A 21845-nucleotide genomic window follows, 5' to 3' on the forward strand; every position below is an offset into this window, starting at 1 on the left:
AATAGAAACCTTAAAATAAATAGTCTGATGAAATCGATCATATATAAATATTTTGCACTCTTTTTAATTGCTGCAGCCCTTTTCAGTAGCTGTAAAAAGATTTTCAATTTACCTGATGAGAAAGATTATATCAGCAACAATGTAAATTTTAGCAATAAAATTCTCGAGCCAATCATCGGAAGAACCAACCTTATCGGGGGTTTTAACAGCGATAATTCAACCAACCCGATCACGTTTGAAATTGTAAACGTGAGGTTTGGTGATGGAAGGCCTGTAAATGATCTTTTTACAACGGCGCCAACTTATGTCTGGACCGCGCCATATACCGGGCTGGAAAAAAGCCTGGCGGAAATTGAGGCAAAAAGAAAAATCGAAACGCATCCTATATTTGAAATACGCTCATCAGGTGAATTCATTTTATGGCCATCGGCAACTAACCAGATCCTGAAACCCCGTCCGACTGACAGTACGAACTTTTCTCAGGATACCCGCTTTTTTGATGTTAAGGTTAAAAACTCTGGAGGAGAGCGGCTGATCAGAGACTTTCAGATCAGACCCTTTAGAGAGCGCCCTTACGAGCCATCGAATGATTTTAATGCCTATACCGGTTTGCCTGCACCTGATCCAAAATTCCCTTTAGACAAAAACCGGAGAGATTACATCCGTCCTTATCTGAATAATGTGATTGGTGCTACGTCAAATTTAAATCTGGTGAGTAACAATGATAAAAAGGATGTGGTGGTGTACATCCGTCCGTTTACCTCAGGCGGTAACGGCCATTCGTTACGCATAGTGGTTTTGGGCAAAGATTCATTACCGATCGATCCGAAATTTTTTAACGAAACGGTTTGGGATAAGATGATCCATGGTTTCAATATTCAAAAAACCGATAAGTATGTTCAGTACGATGTTGCTTATCCTATTCCATTGGTAGAAATCCCTACATCTTACGCCAGGGGCGGATCGAGGGCAAAAGCCGAACTGAGTTATTCCCGGATTGGCTTTGGAACTACACGTACAGTGGGCAGTTTCGGCGTCGATTTCGCTATTTATAAGGCTGGCGACTGGGAAATCGTCTTTCATTTCAAAAACGAGAACCCAAAATTTGCTAACGAATAGTTGATCAATAAAGTTAATTACGATGAAAAGAAATATACTTCTATATACATTACTTATGATAGGTATAGTATGTTGTACGAATGCCTATTCGCAAGAAAAAAATATTATTGTAAATGGTAGGGTACTCGATAAAGACACCAAACAGGGGGTGCCTGGCGTATCAGTTATTTTGCAAAGCACAAATAAAGGTTTGACGCAAACCAATGGCGACGGAAAGTTTTCGGTTAATGTACCGGTTGGCGGCACACTTTTATTTAAATTTTTGGGATACAATACCGCGTCGGCCAAAATCACCGGTCAAACCAATATTACGGTTACCATTAGCGAAGACCGTAAAGATCTGAATGATGTAATTATCGTCGCTTACCAGAACAGACCAAAAGAAACAACTGCCGGATCGGTAACAGTGCTTAGCGGTAAAGATGTATCTGACGTTCCGGTATCAAACATTGAAACCCTTTTACAGGGTAAAGTTCCAGGCTTAAACATCCAGAACAATACCGGTGCCCCGGGTTTTAGGGGATCCGTACAGCTTCGTGGTTTATCCAGCTTAAGCATTTCGGGAAGTGGTAACGATTCATTTTTACAACCCACTTCGCCATTATATATCATAGATGGTGTACCTCTAGATGCAGATAAGGCGGCAGAGTTTGGTTTTCAAACGCAGGGGCCTGGCGTGAGTCCGCTTTCGTTGATCCCGCAGGAAGATATTGAAAATATCCAGATCCTGAAAGATGCGCAGGCCACTTCCATGTACGGATCAAGAGGAGCTTATGGGGTAATCATCATCACCACCAAAAGAGGGAACTCTAAAGTGCCGCGGATTAAGTATGTATCTAACTTTTTCGTGAATGCGCCACCTAAATTACGCGAAACATTAGGCGGTAATTCTGAACGCCAGTTAAAAATCCAGCAGATTATTTTAAACGCGGAAACCATCAACCAGATCAGGGGAATCAGCAATACTCCTTTCCTTGCCGATAGTTTAAATGCCTATTACAATAACTCTACCGATTGGCAGGACGTGTTTTATCAAACTACTTTTAACCAGAGTCATAACCTGGCTTTAGATGGTGGCGACCAAAAATTTAATTACAAAGCCAATATGGGTTATTATGCCGAAAAAGGGGTAATTAAAAATACCGGTTATGACCGTTACAACTTAAATATGAACATGGAGTTTAAACCGAACGATAAATTTAGGTTTTTCGGTTTTGTGAATGGCTCGGTGGGTAAACAGAATAAAGGTAACGGTGCGGGATTACTTCAATCAGGTGTAGCGTCTAACGGTCAGGCGTCAACACTTTTACCTCCTCCATCTTTTTATCAGGCATCGGGCGGGGTATTATCTGCTTTGCAAACATTAAACGATAATAACTCAAGAAATTTAAGGGCAAACATTGATGCACGTTACGAATTTATACCCGGTTTGGCAGCATCATCTACCTTAAGTTACGATTATACATCAGATACCGAAACAACGTTTACACCGGCTGCGGCAAATGGATCATTTGCCAAGCTCTATGATTATAACGGCAGAAATTTTCAGTTGTATAACAGAAATGCCATTACCTATGCAAAAACATTGGGTGAAAAACACAATTTCTTCATCAATACCTTTAATGAAATTTATAAACTGGGTGCCCAATCATCCATCAGCAGGCAGGAAAGGATCCCAAATGATCAGCTTCAGGGGCCACTCGGCTACGATGGTTATTACTCAAGGGGTGGTGGTGTTTTAGGTACCTATAAAAACGCTACAATTGCCTCTTTTGCAGGATCGCTATCTTACGATTACGACAAAAAATACGTAGCCGAATTTTCTTACCGTTTAGATGGAACCTCGTCAAGCGGTTTGGAAAATCCTTATTCTAAAAACTCTTCAGTAGGTTTAAGATGGAATTTTAACAGAGAAAACTGGTTAATTGATCAGAAATGGCTAGACTATGGGAGTTTAAGGTTAACATGGGGCCAGAATATTGTGCCAACAGGCAATCTTCAAAGTATTTATGGTATTTATAACCTCAATGGCAATTATAACAATACACAAACCATTGGTATCAATTACGATTTAATTCCTAATCCTGCTTTAAAACCAACCACCACAAGTCAGTACAACATTGGTTTTGATATTGGTTTTCTAAACAGGTTCTCGATCGTTGTAGACAGTTATTTTAAAAAGGTAGATAATTTATTGTTCGATCGCGTTTTATCAAATACTACAGGTTTTAATAAATTGTCGAGTAACGATTTGGGTATCGCCAACTATGGTACCGAAGTCAACTTAATGGTGAAAGCCATTACCAGTAAGGATTTTGATTTATCTTTTTCCATAAACGGTGCGTATAACCGAGATGTGCTGTTAAAATTGCCTGAAGAGTATAACGGACAGTATATCCGCTTTGATGGTTCCGGTTACCTGCAGCACAATGTTTTCCGCGTAGGCAGAAATACCCTGTCAAATTATTTAAGAATTAACCAGGGGGTTTATAAAACGGATGCAGACGTACCGGTAGACCCTGTTACGGGGAAAAGATACCAAACAAACAATACTTTCTTTTATGGCGGCGACCCGATTTTGAAAGATGTAAATGGCGATTATATTCTGGATGGCCGGGATTATGAAATTACCGGAAACTCACAACCATTGCTAACGGGTGGTTTATCCTTAACCATGAGGTATAAAAAATGGGGTTTAAACGTGTATGCCAGTTATACCGCAGATAGAACAATCTTAAATAATGCCCTCGCAGATCGTATTGCCATCATGAGAGATCCTTATGCATTGAATGCGGTAGTACCCCTGGGCGATTTAAATATCTGGCAGAAACCCGGAGATGTAGCTAAATACCCTTACCCTTATGATTTTAGCCGTTATGGAAATATCCAACCCTTAAGGGCTGATCAAACCTTGTGGCAGGAAAGTGGCACCTATCTGAAAATTAACAATTTAACACTTTCTTACATGTTCGATAAGAAATTGATCCAGAGATTTGGTCTGGCTAATTTCAGGATATTTGCTTCAACCAATAACCTAATCACCTTTTCTAAGTATAGTGGCCCCAATCCGGAGAACGTAACCGCATTAGGCCGCGATATTTCTAATGGTTATCCTGTACCACGTACCTATAACATTGGTTTAAACTTAGAACTTAATACAGGCAACTAAAAATATTGATTATGAAAAAAGTTATTATTTACACTTTGGTTATTGCAGCATGTTTTTGCCTGCCTTCATGTAAAAAGTTTTTAAATGTACAGCCTTTAGATAAACTAACGGGGAACAACTATTTCCAGTCTAAAGATGATGTGGTTGCCAATATTTATGATTTATCAAGGATTGTTTTCAGTAAAATAAACGAAACGCATTATGTTGGTGCGGTTGGAGAATACAGATCTGGCGAAGTATTGCACGAAAGCCAGTCTGACAATGCCCCATCACGCGAATATGTAGAGTACCTGGGTAGAAACGATCTGTTAAACCTGATCAGGAGAGGGCAGCCCTGGGATTATTACAATTTTGACCGGATAACAGACTGGACCGGCTATTACAGGGCCATTCAGGGGGCCAATATACTGATTGCGAAATTAGAAGAGGGTGTTCCAGGGATTACTGAGGCAGAAAAAGGACAGTTTAAAGCCGAAGCCGCTTTTATCCGCTCGCTTTGTTATTTTACCATGGTGCGGTTATATGGTGATGTAGCGTATTATACTGACGCATTTCATTCTACATCATTACCCCGCGAAAATTTTGTATCGGTATTAAATAAATGTATTGCCGATTTAAACAGCTATAAAAATCAGATTCCTTTTACCTATAGCGACCCTGCTTTAAAAGGTGTTCGCGCAAGCAGGGGCAGTATCATTGCCTTGATGATGGAAATGAATATGTGGAATGCAGGTTTCGATAACGCTAATGCCAGAAAATATTATCAGGCTACTGCAGATTTGGGGAAAGAACTGGTTGCCAGTAACGCCTATCGCTTATTACCACTTTCAGATTGGTCAACGGTGATCAAAGGCCGTTCGGATGAAAGTTTATTCGAATTTTATCAGAGTATAAACTATGGAGACGCCGTACTCAATGTTGCACCTATTGCCGATATGTTTTTGCATTATCCATATAAAAGACCGGAGTATACCCACCGCGTAAGTTTTGCTTATTACCGGGGCGAGTACATGCAGAAACTTTTTCAGGATGGTGGCGATAAAAGGATCACTACCTGGTTTAATGAAGATATTTTTGCCGACAATGGCAAGTTTATGATGTTAAAATATGCCAAAAACTCCTTTATAGTGGGTGAGGAAGATGCCAATCCGGATAATACCTTTATGATTTTCAGGTACGGAGGCGAACTCTTGCTGGCGGCGGAAGCGCTGGCGAATATTGGTGAAGATGCTGAGGCTATAAAACTGGTAAATATGGTAAGAGGGCGCGCTGGTGCGTCTCCGTATACTCCTTCAAACGGAGATCTGAAAGAATTTATCTTTTACGAACGTTCAAGAGAGCTGATCGGCGAGGGGCATCATTACTTCGATTTGGTGAGAACCAAAAGAATTTTGAACAGCCAGTATTCTTACAACGTACTTACCTCAGATAAATTTAGTCGTGGAGCCTGGACCTGGCCAATCAATCAGAATGCGCTAAACAACAACCCATTTATGAAATTGAATGATTACTGGGTTAATGGTGGTAATTAATTATAATAAAAGAGATATGAAAAAGCTAATTTTTGCTTGTGCTGCTTTCCTGCTGGTATTAAATGCTTGTAAGCGCGATGAATATTATCGTGATGGAGGGCTGGCCAATCCTAACTTTAATGGAAATATGCTTCAATATTTACAGGCTAAAAAAGTACCTTTTGATACCATAGCCCAGATTGTAAAACTGGCAGGTATGGAAAGCACCTTTTCTAACGAAGACTTTACTTTTTTTGCCCTTGACGACGATGTGATCAAGAGGACGATCGGGACCATCAGAACTGACGGACTGAATAACCTGCTTTTTTACTCCGGAAAAGATACGGTTAAAACACTGGATCAGATTAGTCCGGTAATTTGGAAGAAATATCTGCAACGCTACATGTTTAAAGGTGTAAACCGGCTAAAAGACTATCAGCAAATAGATTTCGATGTGAGAAGCGTATATCCGGGCGGTTTATATTATTCTCTTGGTGGGAATATCTCCAACATTGGTGTTACCTATGGTACCGCCAACAACATCAAATATATTGGCTACCGCCAATTGGTTTTGACCTATATTCCGGATGCCTCCAAACCGAATGATAACTGGTTCATCAATAAGGTATCATCATCTGATATCAAACCCACCAACGGTGTAGTACATGCTTTGGCCTTTAATGACCTGATCGGTGGAGCTTATTTTGGATTTAACCGGAATGATTTTTTTAATGATGTGTATTACAGCGGTTTAATGCCTTCCAATTCTTCGAAATAATCCATCTCTGTATTACTCAAGAAATTAAATGATGAAAAAAATTAAATTAATATTCGCAATAATCACTTTGTTGGCTTTTGGCTTTCAAGGATGTAAAAAGGCAGACGATGTGATCCCTGATCCATATGCTGATGCTAAATCGCCTTTAGGCGTGGCCATTTCGCAAACCGATGTGCCTGTTCCTGCTGTTGGTATTGTAGGTACATCTGTAGTCGTCAAAGCTTCGGGTTTTGACAAATACAAAGATCAGTTAACCTTTATGTTCAACGGCGAAAAGGCTGAGGTAGTGAGTGTAACTGCCACAGAAATTACGGTTAAAGTTCCGGAAAGCGGAAGTACTGGCGTAACATCAATCGCCATTGGCGATCAGTTATTCATTGGTCCGACTTTTACTGTAAGAGGTCTTATTCAGATCGATCCTACTTTCAAAGCCATAGCAGGAACCAACGGTTATGTTAGTCAGGTGTACGAAATGCTTGATGGAAGGAATATCGTAGTTGGTAATTTTACAAATTTTGATAATAAGGGTGGTGTGGTTCCCATTAACAGGATAGCAAGAACTTCGCTAGACGGAGAGTACGACCGTACCTTCCGTACCGGAAGAGGATCTAATGGTGTTTTAGCCAGGATTTTAGAAATCGGCGGGCGTTTTATTATAGCAGGCGGTTTTACCGGCTTTAACCAACGTACCGAAAACATCAGCAACATTACCAGTTTATTTACCAGTGGAGCAATAGATACCATAAAAGTTCAAACCAAAAGGAAGCCAACACTCACCGATACCGTTACGCAGAAATGGTTTCCGAGGTTTAATGGTGGTACCAATGGTTTTATCAACCGTCTATATGCACATCAGGGAAAAATCTTGGCTACCGGCGATTTCAGATTTTATGTAAAAAGAACCTATGATAAGTTTAATTACGATTTATCAAGGGATACGGTCATATTGGATAGTACAGAAATCCGCCAGATTTTGCGTTTTAATTTAGATGGTAGTCTCGACAAGACATTCCGCTTTAACACCACCACCAATAAAGGAAAAGAAAGTGCAAACGGACGTGTAGACACTTACATGCATACCGATGCAGAAAAGTTAGAAAAACTGGTGGTGTTTGGTAATTTCACCACATTCGACGGTCAGCCGGCCAATCGCATTGTGAGGTTAAACCCTGATGGCAGCATTGATCCAACTTTTACGCCGGGTGCCGGAACGGATAATGTGATCTCATCCTGTACCTACAACACCACTACCAAAAAATATGTAATTACCGGAAACTTTACTCAATATAATGGCAAGCCAGCCCTCGGCGTAGCGGTTTTAAATGATAACGGTACTTTAGATGAAACCTTTGTTTCCAGATCATTTGAGGGTGGACTGCCAGGTTTTGCCAAACAGCTTAATAATGGGTTAATTGTAGTGAGTGGGTATTTTATAAAATACAATGGTATCACCAGAAATGGTTTTATGGTTTTAACGCCAACAGGAACTTTAGCTAAAGGATACAATTCTACAGGTCCTTTTAACGGTAGCCTGGCTGATGTGATCGAAACGAAATCGGCCGATGGTAAAAAGGCACTGCTCTTAATCGGCGACTTTAACCGTTTTGATAATTTGCCATTGTACAACATTATTAGAGTAACCATCGAATAACAGATTAAGCTAACCAGATATAAATTAAGATGAGTATGATGAAAAAATATAAATTATTGATTGGCTTAATCGCAACAATAACCATCACAGCCATATTTTCTTGCAATAAAGAATTTGAAAGAACAATCGGAGATAAGAATGCCAGTGATACCACAACCGTTAAATTTGGAAACCGTAAGGTACTTTATTTAGTGGTTGATGGGGCAAGGGGGCAATCGGTTTTAGACGCCAATACTCCAAATATAGATGCAATTTTACCGCATGCAATTTACTCTTGGGTAGGTTTAAGTGATCCCGAGGCAACTGCAAATGCAAGCAATTGGGCAAATATGTTAACCGGGGTTAAAAAGGAAAAACACAAGGTGACCAGTGATGCATTAACGAACAACAATCTGCAGAATTACCCGGTTATCTTCAACAGGATTAAAGAGGCAAGTGCAAAATCAAAAATTGTAACCTACACTCCTTCGGCAGTTTTTAAATCATTGAACGCTGGGGCCGATGCAAGTAATTTGGTGGCAGATGATGATGCTGTTAAAGCGGGTTTGATCAGCAATCTGGGCAGTGATACTGCATCGGTTATTGTAGGCCACTTTACCGGGGTTAATGCAGCAGGTGCAGCCACTGGATATGATGTTTCTTTTCCGGCTTATAAAGCAGCGATAGAAAAATTTGATACGGCTGTAGGTGAGATCCTTGCAGCACTAAAAAAACGTCCGGATTATAACAACGAGCAATGGCTCGTGGTTATCGCATCAAGTGCCGGTGGACAGTATACCTTACCTGCAAACGCTGATGACCAGACTATTTTTAGCCAGCCCAAAGCAAATTCATTTGTAATTTATTATGCACCAACCTACAATAAACGAATTTTAACCAAGCCATTTACAGGCAACAGGTATTTGGGCAAAACCATCCGTTTTAAGGGCGAAAATGTGCGGGCGCAGATTGATGCTGCTGATGCCAGTGTTTACAATATTGACGACACGACAAAGGTGACCATTGAGCTAAAGGTTAAAAAGAATGAAGACAGATTTTTCTGGCCAAGTGTGTTGGGTAAGCGTAACGAATGGTCTAGTGGTCACCCAAGCGTAGGCTGGGTAATCTATCTGGAAGAAGATTATTGGTATTTTGAATGGAGAGGTACTAAAGATGGAGATTACCACCAATGCAGGGGTGGAAGTTTTCCTAAGGGGAAATGGACAAACCTTACAGCAAAGATAGAAGTACGTAACGGACAACGGTTTGTACGTACCTATACCAATGGTACATTTAATAATGAGTTCGACATTACCGGTTCAGGCTCTTTGGCAAACTCTAATCCTTTGAAATTAGGATTTTTAAATGGAAATGGTCACGGCTCGCCCGATGTATATGTAAGCGACATCCGATTTTTTAAGTTTTCTGTTCCAGATGGAATGATCGGCAATTATGCCTGTCAAACTTCAATAGATCAAAGCCATCCCTATTTTAATTTTCTGGTAGGGTACTGGCCTGCTACCGATGGTAACGGTAATATCATGGCAGATATCAGTTCTCAGGCACATGACTTTAAATTTCAGGGAACCTACAACTGGGAGAGTTTTAACGATTTAATCTGCCCGCCGGCACCAGAAACACTGGCCATATTTGTTCCGCAAACCTCAGATATCCCGGCACAGATCATAAACTGGTTAAAAATTGCCAATAAGCAAGCCTGGGGGCTTGACGGCCGCGTTTGGTTAGATCAATAACAGATTTGCTGATCCTTTAAAATAGCATAAAATGAAAAAAATTATATATACCGCATTGATGAGTTTAGCCATAATTGGCATTTATTCTTGTCGCAAATCAAAAATAGAGGATTTAACATTGCCTGATCCCAATACCAGAAGTATAACAGGAGATGGTATTGTAGCCGGAAAAGTGTCCATAGATAACGAATACGTTAAGGTGCCTTTTAAAATTTCTTTAACCGGCGCTGCAGAAGAGGCTTTTCAGGTGGGGTTAACTTTAAATAACGATACCGTTGTACAGTTAATTAACAATGGAACCATTACAAATGCCGTAGTCATGCCATCTACAGCGGTAGAGTATCCAAATGTAATCAATGTAGCTTATGGAACCGATAACAGTGAAGGTATTGCCACTGTGCGCCGGTCTGTATTAGAGCGTAATTATGGTAAAAAAGTTGTTTTTGCCCTCAAACTTTCGGCTCCTGGCAAAGGAAATAAAATTGCTGCAGGTAAATCTACCATCATGGTAATCATCAATACTTCTGATCTGCTTAAATCTACCGATTTACACTACCTGACATTCAAAAATGCAGGTATCTATAACGTGGTGTACCAAGGCGATTACATTGTGGGGCCTGCCGGGGTAACCATTCCACTTATTGTAAATTTAGAAAACCAACCATCAACAGCTTTCAATATTAAAATTAAAGAGAATATTGATACCATTGCTACTTTGGTGGGTAAAGGAACGTTGCCGGCTGATGCCATACATTTGGCCGCTAAAGATTATAGCGTTGATACTTTGGTTAGGTTTGCCACAGGCGCTTCGAGTGCCGTTGTGCGGCTTCAGATTCCATGGCCGGTTTTCGATGCCAACATTGTGGCCAATAAGAAATTTGCATTCGCTTTCAGCATTAGTGAGGCAACCAACCATGTGATTCACCCTACTAAGAGCAAATTAATTGTGGTAGTAGACCCTAACGTAAATTTGGATAATAACTCTTACATTACTGGAAACGGTACAGGTTTAACGGCTAAATATTATACCAATACCCAGTTAGACCCGGATGACGGGCGCGCGCCATTTGTAACCAGGATAGATGGGACGATTAACTTTAGTGGAGATGGATGGCCTGACAATGTTAAAAATGCCTCAGGAACTCAATTAAGCAGGGATAACTTCGCTGTTAAATGGAAAGGTGAATTCCTGGCGCCCGTACGTGGTACCTATACTTTTTATCAAACCCGCTGGGATGATGGTTCGCGGTTATATGTAAATGGTGTTGCTTTGGTAAATGATTACACCACTCAATGGGATAAAGACACCCGAAAAGGCACCATATTTTTGGAACGTGGAAAACGTTACACCATTGAAGCACATCACCGTGAAAATGTGGGCGGGCAGCAGGCCTATCTGGAAATCGAAGTTCCGAATATTTTATCCAAAAGGGTAATATCTAAAACCCAGTTGTTTCCAACCCCTTAACTATTAATTAGATATGAAAAATAATGTAAAAAGATCATGCAGTATCCTATCTCTTTTAATACTTATTGTTATCACCACAGTAAAGTGTAAGAAAGATACAGAAGAGGTTGTACCCGTAGTGGAAGAGCCTAAACCAACGGCAGGTTTTACCTATGCGAGACCTGATACGGTAAAATTTTTAGAGTATCAGTTTACAGGTACTTCTACAAATTACAAAACTTTATTGTGGCAGTTTGGAGATGACAGTACCTCGGTTTTGGTTAATCCAAAACATACGTACAGGTTCCCCGGGAAATATAAGGTAACCTTAACCACCAGAAACGGCCAGGGTTATTCTGCGGCAAAAGAAGTGATTTTAAATATTGTCGATCCAAATTTCGACCCCACAAAAATCGGGGAAAATTATATGCAGACCGTTGGCGGTATATTCTCCGTAAACTTAGAAGCCGGTGCAGGCCCCAATTCAGCCGAGGGATCAAAAAAACTGGTGGATGGAGACATAACTACCAAATTTTTGCAGGCAGGTTTTGATGGTACGCAAAGGTGTACTTTCGAACTGGCAACACCACAGGTAGTTGGCGCTTACACCCTAACTTCAGGAAACGACGCCGAAGACAGAGACCCACGATACTGGATTTTACAGGGATCGATAGATGGTATTCAGTATACCGACCTACATACGGTAACCTCTTGCCCATGGGCCAATTCGGGCGAGAGACGCGTAACCAAAAGGTATTATTTTGATAATTTCGTAGCCTATAAATTCTACCGTCTCTACATCAAAGCCAATAGGGGAAGCCGTGTATTTCAGTTATCCGAATGGACCATCAATAAAAAACAACCTTAATAAGAGGGCGCTCCAAACCAATTGAAAAATACATGAAGCTTAACCACTTCATGTATTTTTAGTTTAGTGAAGTTGGGTTTTGCCAGGTTCATCATACCGAATTAGTTTCAATATCCATGATTAAATATAAAGAAGTTAAGTTTTCCTGGCGTTCAGGCAATTAAATGTGACTTCTTTTTAAATGTCAGAAAGACAATTAAAGTTTATCTTCTTTTGCGAAAATCAAATTATATTTTATACTTTAGTAAAACGTTTAACTAGTTTTAAATCTAACCAAAATATCAGATTCAATACACAAATTATGAACAGAATTAAAATTTTAAAGGCCTTAGTCATACTCAGCTGTTTGTTTGCAGGCAGTTTGCTCAAGGCACAGGAGCGAAAAGCTCCGGCTTATCCCTTAATTACGCACAATACCTATTTTAGCATCTGGTCTAATACCGACAAATTAAACGAATCTGCTACCCAACACTGGACAGGTGCTGATCATTCTCTTTTAGGGATGATAAATGTTGACGGCAGCATCTATCGCTTTTTAGGAAAAGAAAGCACCAGCTATAAAACGGTTGTGCCTGCATCAGACGAGAAGGCTTATGATGTAAAATATACAGAAACCGAACCTCAGGGCGATTGGAAAGCTGCAAACTATGCGGCTGGAAACTGGCAAACGGGTAATGCCCCAATAGGGGATGATGCCAAAAATGTAAAAACATTATGGAAATCGAACGATATCTGGGTGAGGAGAACCTTTAATGTCAATAACCCCACATCGATAAACGAGTTGTATCTAAAGATCAATCACGACGATAATATTGAGGTTTACCTGAACGGAAAGAGAATCTACACAAAGGAAGGCTGGACCAATGATTTCAAATATATTGCTTTAAGCAATAGCGATAAAAGTGCTTTGAAAGCCGGATCAAATGTGATGGCCATCCACCTGAAGAATACTGCCGGCGGTCGGTTCCTCGATTTTGGTTTGGTAGATAAATTAAAGGACAATTCCGAAAAAGTACAGATCGCCAAGCAAAAAAGCGTAGATATTAATGCTACGCAGACGATCTATAACTTTACCTGTGGTAAAATAGATCTAAAATTAACTTTCACTTCACCCTTATTGATGAATGATCTGGGTTTGTTTGCACGTCCGGTTTCTTACGTTTCGTACCAGGTGAAGGCAAATGATGGAAAAGCACACCAGGTAAAGGTATATCTCAGCGCAGCATCAAACATTGCCGTCTATCGCCCTACTCAAGAGGTAATAGCCACTAAATACAATACGGCCAAATTATCGGTGTTAAAAACAGGTACTGTAGAGCAGCCAATCCTGCAGAAAGCAAGTGATGATATGCGGATTGATTGGGGTTACTTTTATGTAGCTGCACCAAAAACCAGTAATGCCATCCAATTTGTAACCACTGAAAAAGACGCAGCTGATGCCTTTAGAAAAGGTAACTCCGCTTCAACCGCTAAACAGGGTAAAATGCTTGCCTTAAATACGGTTATCCCTTTCGGTACGGTTGGTAAAACTGCCGTAGAAAAATATGTTGAACTGGGCTATGATGAAATTTACAGTATTCAGTATTTCAATAAAAATTTAAGACCATGGTGGAATACCTCAGGGAAAGAAACCATTGAGGCACAATTAACGGCTGCGGCTGATGAATATAAAAAAGTAATAGCGAAGTGTGAAGCTTTTAATAAAACATTATATGCCGATGCCTTAAAATCGGGCGGTAAAGAATACGCCGATTTATGTGTTTTAGGTTATCGCCAGAGCATAGCCGCACATACTTTAGTGAAGAGTCCGCAAAACGAAATTTTATGGTTATCAAAAGAAAATAACAGTGGTGGTTTTATCAACACGGTAGATGTAACTTATCCGTCGGCACCATTATACCTGATTTATAATCCCGAGTTATTAAAGGGCATGTTGAATGGGATTTTCTATTTCAGCGAAAGCGGCAAATATCCCCATCCATGGGCCGCACACGATTTGGGTACTTACCCATTGGCCAACGGACAAACTTATGGCGAGCCGATGCCCGTTGAAGAATCTGGTAACATGGTTATTTTAACCGCTGCGATTGCCAAAGCACAGGGAAATGCCGATTATGCAAAAGCGCACTGGAAAACCTTGACCACCTGGGTTGATTACCTGACTAAAGAGGGCTTAGACCCAAAAACACAATTATGTACCGATGATTTTGCCGGTCACCTGGCCCGTAATGCCAACTTATCGGTAAAAGCCATTGTTGGGATAGCCTGTTACGCCCAGATGGCCCAAACATTGGGATATGATGATATCGCTAAAAAATATAGGGCTATTGCCGAAAGTATGGTGCCAAAATGGATGGAAATGGCTGATGCCGGTGATCATTATGCCCTGACCTTTAATAATAAAAATACCTGGAGCCAGAAATATAACCTGGTTTGGGATAAGGTATTAAACTTAAACCTGTTTCCACAGAAAATCTACGATACCGAAACCAAATATTACCTGACTAAACAAAATAAATACGGTATCCCATTGGATAGCAGAAAGGCCTACACTAAAAACGACTGGATATTGTGGACGGCTACCTTTGCACCAACACAAAAAGAATTCGAGGCACTGGTTCATCCGGTTTACAGGCATGCCATCGAAACTGAATCAAGAGTGCCTTTGAACGATTTTTATGACTCGAATACCGGAATCCGGGATAATTTTAAAGCCCGTAGTGTAGTGGGCGGTTTTTATATGAAAATGCTCGCTGATAAATTAAATCGTAAATAATAATTCCCCCCAATCAAATTGATGATCAAAGGCTCTGCATTAAGTTGTAGAGCCTTTTTTTTCCATCCCATTGATCTGTGTTCTCGAAGACGAATAAATAGCTTGATGTATACAAGCGAAAAGAACCAGTAAGCATTTATCAGAATCGGGAAATGAATGGCCTTTGTTTCTCGGCGTCTGCAGTCCCGCCAGGCCCTATAGCTCCGATGAAACCTGTGAAACAAGCAATCACACCATAAAACAATAAAAATAAGTGATTAAATCGGAGGCTGCCGCTATTGTCGGGTTTATTAACAATGGTTTCTGCTCCTTGCAACCTTACAAATGAAACACTGTTTTTGCCAATTAGCCCTCCTGCCCGTTGCAGGCGGGGGTTGAAGCGTTACCCTGCAGCAAGGGGGCACGAGGCAGCGAAGCGTAAAAGCGGAAAACAGGAAGAAACCTGATGTTTAATTCAGGCCTTGCGGTCAAAATAAACGGCTTAATCTATTCGTCATTTAGTGATCAGGGTTTTTCGCGCTCCAGATAAAATTGGCATTTAAACTTGGCAAAATACCAGCTAATGGATTCTTCAACAATTTGATCTCACATTTTTCCCGGCCGAAAAAGTTTTCTTTCGGTTCATAATTTATGATCAAAATTCAAACTCGAGTTGATTGCTTTCTGGTTTTTCGATCTCCACATCATCATAAAACCGTGATAAGGTAATGCCCAGCAACCTCACCTGGGTGGTGCCGATGGCCGCCTCTTCTAAAAGTTTCATCGCTTCAGCATAGATGACCGCTGCTTTGTTAATCGGCGTAGCGAAAGAGCGGCTTCGGGTAATGAGCTTAAAATCGGCAAATTTGATTTTCAACGTAACTGTTTTACCGCTTAACTGATGTTTTTCCAAACGTTTAGCCACCGTTTCACTGATCTGTTTCAGCAGATCGTGCATTACTGCATCTTCATTGGTATCTTCTGAAAAGGTATCTTCTGCACCTATTGATTTCGCTTCACGGTTTGCACGAACAGGCCGATCGTCTATTCCTCGGACGATTTTATAATAGAACCTTCCTGATTTTCCGAATTGTGCAACAAGCTGGGCTTCTGTCAGTTTTTTTAAATCTGCACCTGTATTAATTTGCATAGCCTTCATTTTGGCACTCGTAACTTTGCCTACTCCAAAGAATTTTTCTACAGGAAGTTTTTCCATAAAGGCTTCAATTTTGGAAGGACCAATAAAAGTTAAACCATCGGGTTTATTCATATCTGAAGCTACTTTTGCTACAAATTTATTGATCGATACGCCTGCTGATGCCGTTAAATTCAATTCATTTTTTATGGCATTTTTAATCGATTGCGCAATATCGATAGCCGATCCGATGCCGAGCTTGTCTTCCGTTACATCAAGGTAAGCTTCATCCAGCGAAAGTGGTTCTATGAGGTCGGTGTAGCGACTAAAAATTTCCCTGAGCGATTTTGAAACCGCAGTATAGGCATCAAAACGTGGATATACGAAAATAGCCGTTGGGCAGAGCTGGTAGGCTTTACTTGATGGCATTGCTGAGCGGATTCCATATTGCCTGGCTTCGTAACTGGCCGTAGAAACCACACCGCGACTATCTGGCTTGCCGCCAACCACCAAAGGCTTTCCACGGTATTCAGGAAAATCGCGTTGCTCTACAGATGCATAAAAAGCATCCATATCGATATGAATTATTTTTCTTAAAACCGGCAGATTTAAATCAGACATGTAATGATCTAAATTTCGTGTTTTTTATCAGGATTATTGGTCTGGATTTTTTTTCTTTACAAAATATGGAGAGAACAATCCGTTTTTATAAAAATGCAAAACACGAATGGTATGCCGATATACCCGAATGGGGTGGGGCTATTGAGGATTTGCAAATGGTTGAAGGTGCCGACGAGTTATTGAACTGGGTAGCTGCTTCAGAAAATGAATGTAAATTATTAATGGCTGATGAGCAGATACAAAATGCCGAAGTTTTAGACCTTGTTTATGCACGTGAAGAAAATTTGGGCGGTGGTGGCGACTATCTGTTAGAACAGTTTCGGGGAGAATTTAAGAACCATAAAATTTGGCTTTGTGGTGTAACAGCGTTTGTTTTTAAACAATTACCTGAAAGGATTTATTTTAAGGAAGTTGGTCACCCTTCCCGCGATTGTCATGTCTAGCAAACCCAGATAACGGTTGCGTGTAGCATAGTTTAGAAACACGCATTAATCAGCTGGCTAAATCTGTCTCAAGATAAATTAGCTGCTGTGTTTAGGTTAAGGATGACGATCATTCTTGCGAGTCTTACAACTCAAAGCTTTTAATCTAATTCAATAAAAATTCTACTCTATTTAGCAAAGAATCCATCTCAAATGGTTTCTCCATAAAATCATTTGCGCCAGCATCCAACGCAGATTGCCTGATATCTCTGCTGGCTGAAATCATTAAAATAGGAATATCCTTAAATTGAGGGCTGTTTTTAAGTTGTTTGCAGATATCCCTGCCATCATATCCACTCATCCATATATCAAGCATAATCAGATCGGGTCTGTTTTTTGCAGCCTCAATAACTGCCCCACCATCATATGTAAATTCAACATCATAGCCCATTACTTCCAAAATCATTGTGATCGCATCAACAATTCCTTCGTCGTCATCTGCAATGAGTATTTTCTTATTTCCCATTTTGTAATTTTATTTCATATCGTTTGTTTTTCAATTGGTAAATGAGGAGATGATTGATTGCGTATAGGTTATTAATGTGGCAAACAGGCTTTTTGTTTTAAAAAAAATAAATTTATTTAGAAAATATAATAGTAAGCTGATAACTGTTTTTGCTGCCGGATTTATTGAAGAAAAATCCAGGTTAAGATTAGGTTAATCCCTGTTGGCGGTTATTCTTTGCCAAAAGATCATTAAGACAAGAAATAAATTTGCTATAGTCAACCGGCTTGAGCAGAAATTGATCTGCATTTACCTGATGGGCATCCATCGCATACTGGCTATAGGCTGTAATAAATATCAGGTACTTCACAATGTCTCTCAACTTTACCGCTGCTTCAATACCCGAAATCCCATTCATTTTGATATCCAAAAACAAAAAATCAATATTTTGCTCTTTGCTTAACATTTGTATGGCCTGTGAGGCATTGTTAAAGCTACCAGCTAAGGTAAGTTCAGGTGTATCATTAATATAGGCTTCGAGAAGTTCGATGAGCAATGGGTCGTCATCAACAATCACGCAACTGTGCTTTTTATTTTTGATCATGTCTGTTTCTGTTTTCATACATCCTATAATTTTGATAAAGTTAGAGATTTGTTGACATGGCAACAATCGCCTTTGGCAAAACTATATTTTTTATTAGATTAGTCCGTCGCTATACCTGTAAATCTTGCTCGATGTACACTAAAATAAATTTTTACTATAACAGCTACAGAAGGTTTTTATACCTGTTCATATTGATGTTGTTTCTCATTAACCCAAACAACAAGGTAAGCGCAAAACTTCGGACAGATGCACCAGCCGACACAAGCAGGATAAACAGTTTACTAGACAGTATTTCGAAATATAGGTACCAGCCGGATTCAGTGCTAAAGTATGCAGATTTGGGAATTGCACATGCAAAATCGATAGCCTTTGATAAGGGCTTATCCAAGCTGCTACTAAGAAAAGGTATCGCGCTTATGAATAAGGGGTTAAAAAAAGAAAGTTTAACATCACTTGATGAAGCCGAGAAACTGGCAAATAAAAGCGGACAGCTGTTTGTTTTAGCCAATGTAAATAGGATAAGAGGTGTGCTTTATTATAAAAATGCAGATTATGAACAGGCTACAGCTAATATTTTAAGGGCTATTAGCTTTTATGAACGAAACAAAGTATACGTTGATTTGCCCATATGTTATTCGATACTTGCCTCCATTGGTGTAGCCACAGGCAATACTGCTGAAAGTTTTCGGTATTATTTTAAATCCTTTAATCTGATCCGTACGCTGCTCACCAAAGCTGAGTCTTCTTTTTCGAAAGAAGACTGGGATAAATTACATACCAATTATATTGATTTATGTGTCAACATTGGAAACTATTATGAGCTTTCGGGTAAAGTAGATACCGCTTTACATTATTACGAACTTGGTCTGTCCAAGCCTTTTGCCACTCCCAATTATAACGCCTATCTGATTTTGATGACCAATGCTTCCAAAATCTATTATGCCAAAGGAAATGTTGCAAAGGCGAGGAAAATGGCCCAACGTTCATTAAATTTGGCGAGGGAGGCCAATCTATATCGGGAACAATCTAACGCGCTTGATCACCTCGGAAGCTTTGCTGATCATTTTACACAGGCTAATCAATATTTTAGCGAGGCAATTGAGCTTGCCAAAAAATCGCAAGACAAAGATCTTTTGTGGAAGGTGTTAGAACATCGTGCCAATTCGGCGAAGAAGTTTGGTAACTATAAATTCGCATTAGAAGCTTACGAGGAATCGAGGGCCATCCGCGACAGTATTGTTACGCAGGAAAACAGGGTGGCGATTGACAACCTCATCTCCAATCATAAACTACAAGATTCGACCCAAAAACTTAAGCAGGTTGGGTTTGAGCGTTACAAGGCTAATCAGCGCAGTAATTTTTACCGGCTCTTGTTTGCCGCTACAGGGGTGATATTATTGATCACTTTTCTCTTTATTCTGCGAAACAGAAAACTAAATAAAGCTTTAAACTTACGAACAAGCCAACTTGGCGCGCTTAATACACATAAAGATAGAATTCTGTCTATAATGGGGCATGATCTTAAAGGTGCATTGTCTGCGCTGCATGCACTGGCCTTTCTTCTTAAGCGCAATATGGGTACGCCAAGACAGGAAGAACTTATTGAGCAGCTATCTAACGTACAGCAATCTGCAAATGAAATATTAGATAAACTGTTACTTTGGGGGGCTTTAGATATGCCTTACGATAATGTTATAGCGCCATTTTATCCATCACTAACGTTAAGCAGTACCATTAATTCTACCCGGGGTATCGCCACCGCCCGAAACATTACTTTGACGACCGATATACCGACAGATGTTGAAATTTTAGGAAACGAACATCACATCGAGTTTATTCTGCGAAACCTGTTGAGCAATGCCGTAAAGTATTCAGACGCAGATCAGTCTGTTCACATCAGGCTGATCAGAACAAATGCTGCAGCTATATTTGAAGTTGAAAACCATAATAAAACAGCCAACATCAGTTCGGTAAATGATTTCTATACAAATAGGCAAAGCATTTCAGAGGAAACTAAAGGGCATGGTATCGGTTTATTATTGTGCAAAATTCTGGCCGATCTGGATCATTATCAGTTAACAGCAAGCAAAGAAGGGGATGTAATCTGCATCCGGCTCATCATACCGGCAAATCCGGGAGCCTTGACAGTTGAAAATAACCATCGTGCCGCAATTTAATCGCGTTTGAACCCGATCAGCAAGAAAAACCTATTTTTTAACAGGATTATAACATGTTCAATTGTACCGTAACATTACGATTGCTAGCATGCAGTTTAAAGTAATTGGAGTATAATGTTCGAAAAAAATAGTTATTTCATTACGAGACATTATATTTACAGCGTTTATTCAAACGACTAGTGTTTAACGGCCAAAAATGGACAGCATTAATATTAAGAAGTTAGCAGAAGCATTAAATTTATCTACTTCTACAATTTCGAGGGCTTTTAGGGATAATAGTGACATTAATGTTGCTACTAAGGATCGCATATTAGCCAAGGCAAAGGAATTAAACTACCAGCCCAATCATTACGCCAGTAATTTAAGGGAGCAGAAAAGTAAAACCATTGCCGTTATTGTACCCGAACTGGCCAATAATTATTTCTCACAGGCTATACATGGTATTGAACGCATAGCGAGGGAAAATGGTTACCATATCCTTATTTATGTAACGGATGATGATTATCAGAAAGAAGTAAGCTTCATCCGGCACTTGCATAACGGCAGGGCCGATGGCATTATCATGTCGGTTTCCGGGGAGGCTAATGATCACAATTATCTCCACAAATTTGGCAGTAAAAGATTGCCATTGGTGTTTTTCGACCGGATTTACGAAGACATTGACACGCCAAGGGTAATTACCAATGATTATGACAGCAGTTTTCTGGCCACAGAACATTTAATAGAGCAAGGTTGTAGGAGTATTGCTTATCTGGTGGTGAATAAAAGTTTGTCAATAGGTAAAACACGTATGCAGGGTTATATTGATGCACTGGCTAAACACCAGATTCCTTTCGAAGAAAACCTGATTGTAGACTGCAGTAACAGTTACGAAGAAAATAGCATGATCATTAAAGAGGCTTTAACGCAATTAAAACCCGATGGTATTTTTACCTCGGTAGAGCGTTTGGCTTTCGCTACTTATTATGCCTGTTACGATCTTGATATTAATATTCCCGGTGATTTAAAGGTAATTAGTTTCTCCAGTCTGGAAATTGCGCCTTTGTTAAATCCTTCATTGACCACCATTACCCAGCCTGCTATTGAAATAGGCGAAGAAGCAGCTAAATTACTGTTTACCGTGCTGGATGATCAGGCCGGTAAAAACCGACCGAATGAGGTGGTTCTGACCTCCAAAATCATCAAGCGGAATTCGACCAATAAATAGATAAAAAGCGCCCCAAAAAATGAGCTCATTTCTGGCTTGAAATTTTCAAAAAAAATCTTCACTTAGTGTAAAATACGCAGAATTTTGATCGGTTTTCGGGAACGTTCCCGAAAGATGACGGAATTTTGATCTATTTTTTTCGG

Annotated in this window: 15 protein-coding genes; 12 read left to right on the plus strand and 3 right to left on the minus strand. The window is 40.0% G+C overall.

Going from position 1 to position 21845, the window contains the following annotated elements:
* Positions 1-27 precede the first annotated feature (27 nt).
* From ACK1I8_RS21310 to ACK1I8_RS21350, 9 genes are all read left to right on the plus strand, one after another.
* Positions 28-1119, plus strand: coding sequence for a DUF5007 domain-containing protein (locus ACK1I8_RS21310; RefSeq protein ID WP_412467262.1), 1092 nt, complete (start codon positions 28-30; stop codon positions 1117-1119).
* 55 nt (positions 1120-1174) lie between these two features.
* Entirely contained in the window at positions 1175-4288 is a 3114-nt protein-coding gene (locus ACK1I8_RS21315; protein ID WP_412467263.1) for a SusC/RagA family TonB-linked outer membrane protein, read from the plus strand.
* Between the two features lie 11 nt (positions 4289-4299).
* On the plus strand, positions 4300-5820 hold the full coding sequence (locus ACK1I8_RS21320; protein ID WP_412467264.1) for a RagB/SusD family nutrient uptake outer membrane protein: 1521 nt from the start codon (positions 4300-4302) through the stop codon (positions 5818-5820).
* Positions 5821-5836: 16 nt separating this feature from the next.
* Positions 5837-6577, plus strand: a complete 741-nt coding sequence (locus ACK1I8_RS21325; RefSeq protein ID WP_412467265.1) for a hypothetical protein — start codon at positions 5837-5839, stop codon at positions 6575-6577.
* Between the two features lie 31 nt (positions 6578-6608).
* A complete protein-coding gene (locus ACK1I8_RS21330; protein WP_412467266.1) occupies positions 6609-8228 on the plus strand; it encodes a DUF5008 domain-containing protein in 1620 nt (539 codons plus the stop codon).
* A gap of 35 nt (positions 8229-8263) precedes the next feature.
* Positions 8264-9961, plus strand: a complete 1698-nt coding sequence (locus ACK1I8_RS21335; protein ID WP_412467267.1) for a DUF4983 domain-containing protein — start codon at positions 8264-8266, stop codon at positions 9959-9961.
* 31 nt (positions 9962-9992) lie between these two features.
* The gene (locus tag ACK1I8_RS21340; protein ID WP_412467268.1) at positions 9993-11429 is read left to right on the plus strand and encodes a PA14 domain-containing protein; all 1437 of its coding nucleotides are present in this window, start codon (positions 9993-9995) and stop codon (positions 11427-11429) included.
* 13 nt (positions 11430-11442) lie between these two features.
* Positions 11443-12276: a PKD domain-containing protein gene (locus tag ACK1I8_RS21345; RefSeq protein ID WP_412467269.1), complete on the plus strand. Its 834-nt coding sequence runs from the start codon at positions 11443-11445 to the stop codon at positions 12274-12276.
* Between the two features lie 301 nt (positions 12277-12577).
* Positions 12578-15052, plus strand: coding sequence for a glutaminase domain-containing protein (locus ACK1I8_RS21350; protein WP_412467270.1), 2475 nt, complete (start codon positions 12578-12580; stop codon positions 15050-15052).
* 634 nt (positions 15053-15686) lie between these two features.
* On the opposite strand, the gene dinB is transcribed toward ACK1I8_RS21350, so the two are convergent.
* Positions 15687-16787 (minus strand): DNA polymerase IV, encoded by a 1101-nt coding sequence (dinB, locus tag ACK1I8_RS21355; RefSeq protein ID WP_412467271.1) that lies wholly within the window; start codon positions 16785-16787, stop codon positions 15687-15689.
* Positions 16788-16852: 65 nt separating this feature from the next.
* On the opposite strand from dinB, the gene ACK1I8_RS21360 reads away from it, so the two are divergent.
* Positions 16853-17230, plus strand: a complete 378-nt coding sequence (locus ACK1I8_RS21360) for a DUF6717 family protein (protein WP_412467272.1) — start codon at positions 16853-16855, stop codon at positions 17228-17230.
* Positions 17231-17375: 145 nt separating this feature from the next.
* On the opposite strand, the gene ACK1I8_RS21365 is transcribed toward ACK1I8_RS21360, so the two are convergent.
* Both ACK1I8_RS21365 and ACK1I8_RS21370 read right to left on the minus strand, forming a co-directional pair.
* Positions 17376-17735 (minus strand): response regulator, encoded by a 360-nt coding sequence (locus tag ACK1I8_RS21365; RefSeq protein ID WP_412467273.1) that lies wholly within the window; start codon positions 17733-17735, stop codon positions 17376-17378.
* Positions 17736-17922: 187 nt separating this feature from the next.
* Positions 17923-18336, minus strand: coding sequence for a LytR/AlgR family response regulator transcription factor (locus ACK1I8_RS21370; protein WP_412467274.1), 414 nt, complete (start codon positions 18334-18336; stop codon positions 17923-17925).
* 113 nt (positions 18337-18449) lie between these two features.
* On the opposite strand from ACK1I8_RS21370, the gene ACK1I8_RS21375 reads away from it, so the two are divergent.
* Positions 18450-20495, plus strand: a complete 2046-nt coding sequence (locus tag ACK1I8_RS21375) for an ATP-binding protein (protein WP_412467275.1) — start codon at positions 18450-18452, stop codon at positions 20493-20495.
* Between the two features lie 196 nt (positions 20496-20691).
* The gene (locus ACK1I8_RS21380; RefSeq protein WP_412467276.1) at positions 20692-21702 is read left to right on the plus strand and encodes a LacI family DNA-binding transcriptional regulator; all 1011 of its coding nucleotides are present in this window, start codon (positions 20692-20694) and stop codon (positions 21700-21702) included.
* The last annotated feature ends 143 nt before the right edge of the window (positions 21703-21845 follow it).

The organism is Pedobacter sp. KLB.chiD, assembly GCF_047040275.1.
Classification (GTDB): Bacteria; Bacteroidota; Bacteroidia; order Sphingobacteriales; family Sphingobacteriaceae; genus Pedobacter.

Bases quoted from the DNA above. Each gene is read 5' to 3' on its own strand.
- ACK1I8_RS21350 (WP_412467270.1), top strand. From the start codon at position 12,578: ATGAACAGAATTAAAATTTTAAAGGCCTTAGTCATACTCAGCTGTTTG.
- ACK1I8_RS21370 (WP_412467274.1), bottom strand. From the start codon at position 18,336: ATGAAAACAGAAACAGACATGATCAAAAATAAAAAGCACAGTTGCGTG.
- dinB (WP_412467271.1), bottom strand. From the start codon at position 16,787: ATGTCTGATTTAAATCTGCCGGTTTTAAGAAAAATAATTCATATCGAT.
- ACK1I8_RS21315 (WP_412467263.1), top strand. From the start codon at position 1,175: ATGATAGGTATAGTATGTTGTACGAATGCCTATTCGCAAGAAAAAAAT.
- ACK1I8_RS21340 (WP_412467268.1), top strand. From the start codon at position 9,993: ATGAAAAAAATTATATATACCGCATTGATGAGTTTAGCCATAATTGGC.
- ACK1I8_RS21320 (WP_412467264.1), top strand. From the start codon at position 4,300: ATGAAAAAAGTTATTATTTACACTTTGGTTATTGCAGCATGTTTTTGC.
- ACK1I8_RS21310 (WP_412467262.1), top strand. From the start codon at position 28: ATGAAATCGATCATATATAAATATTTTGCACTCTTTTTAATTGCTGCA.
- ACK1I8_RS21335 (WP_412467267.1), top strand. From the start codon at position 8,264: ATGATGAAAAAATATAAATTATTGATTGGCTTAATCGCAACAATAACC.
- ACK1I8_RS21325 (WP_412467265.1), top strand. From the start codon at position 5,837: ATGAAAAAGCTAATTTTTGCTTGTGCTGCTTTCCTGCTGGTATTAAAT.
- ACK1I8_RS21330 (WP_412467266.1), top strand. From the start codon at position 6,609: ATGAAAAAAATTAAATTAATATTCGCAATAATCACTTTGTTGGCTTTT.
- ACK1I8_RS21375 (WP_412467275.1), top strand. From the start codon at position 18,450: ATGTACACTAAAATAAATTTTTACTATAACAGCTACAGAAGGTTTTTA.
- ACK1I8_RS21345 (WP_412467269.1), top strand. From the start codon at position 11,443: ATGAAAAATAATGTAAAAAGATCATGCAGTATCCTATCTCTTTTAATA.
- ACK1I8_RS21380 (WP_412467276.1), top strand. From the start codon at position 20,692: ATGGACAGCATTAATATTAAGAAGTTAGCAGAAGCATTAAATTTATCT.
- ACK1I8_RS21360 (WP_412467272.1), top strand. From the start codon at position 16,853: ATGGAGAGAACAATCCGTTTTTATAAAAATGCAAAACACGAATGGTAT.
- ACK1I8_RS21365 (WP_412467273.1), bottom strand. From the start codon at position 17,735: ATGGGAAATAAGAAAATACTCATTGCAGATGACGACGAAGGAATTGTT.